Genomic DNA, 1,168 nt, shown 5'->3' on the forward strand with positions numbered 1-1,168 from the left:
CCCCCGCACCCGCACCCGCGCCCGCGCCGGCGACGGACGGGAGTGGGTCGGCGACGAGCGACCCCGACGCCTGCGGTGCCCAGGCGATGCTGGCCCCGTCGTGTGGCGCCCTGTGGGGCGTTTACGCCACCGAGGGCGGATCGAACCTCGTGACCTCGGTCACCGATCTCGAGGCCAAGGTCGGGCGCAAGTTCGACATGACCATGCGGTACCACGACTTCTCCACCCACGTGCATCAGGGGCAGTTCCCCGACGCGGAGGAGCAGACGCTGGGTCAGGACCGCACGCTGCTGTTCTCGTGGCAGTCGCGCGTCTCCGACACCAACACCATGATCGCGTGGTCGCGCATCACCAAGGGCGAGATGGACTCGTACATCGACTCCGCCGCCGACCGGGTCAAGGCGTTCGGCAAGCAGGTCATGATCGCGTTCGATCCCGAGTTCGACAACGGTCCGAACGAGGAGAAGGGCACGATGGCGGACTACGCCAGCGCCTACCGCCACATCCATGACCGTTTCGAGGCCAAGGGCGTGACCAACGTCGCGTGGGCCTGGGTGTCGACGGGGTACCTCGGCGACGGGAACGACGACCGCATCATGCAGGGCTACCCCGGAGACTCCTACGTGGACTGGGTGGGTTACGACCCGTACAACTTCTACACGTGCAACGGCACCGGGTGGACGACCTTCGCCGACAAGATCGATCAGAAGTACCACTTCTTCACGCAGGGCAGCCTGGGCACCAAGCCGCAGATCCTGTCCGAGTACGGCACCTCGTACAACACGTCCGACCCGGCGCTCGCGCAGGACTGGCACCGCGATATCCCCGATGCGCTGAAGGACTACCCGAACCTGAAGGCGCTCGTGCGGTTCAACTCGCCCGGTGCCCTGGGCACGGGGGAGAAGTGCACGCTCCAGATCGAGAACGGCCCCGGCATGCTCGAGTCGTTCAAGGACGCGGGTCTGGATCCGTTCGTGAACACGCGCGGGAACTGACCCCGCGTCGAGCCCGTCCGCTCGACAGGACTGCGCCCCCTCGGGCGCCGGTGCCTCACACACCGGTGCGCGAGGGGGCGCTCCTCGTGTCACGACCGCGGGCGATCGGCGTCCGCGGGATCCGGCGACGCGCGACCGGCGTCCGCGGGATCAGGCGACGCGACCGGCGTCCG

General features: G+C 68.2%; 1 protein-coding gene. It reads left to right on the plus strand.

Annotated features, from left to right (window positions below):
* Positions 1-995 (plus strand): glycoside hydrolase family 26 protein (locus tag DW299_RS13625; RefSeq protein ID WP_205812657.1); only part of this gene is annotated, 995 nt, incomplete at its 5' end.
* Positions 996-1,168 lie beyond the last annotated feature (173 nt).

It is taken from the genome of Microbacterium sp. K35 (assembly GCF_004794375.1).
GTDB classification, from domain to species: domain Bacteria; phylum Actinomycetota; class Actinomycetes; order Actinomycetales; family Microbacteriaceae; genus Microbacterium; species Microbacterium sufflavum.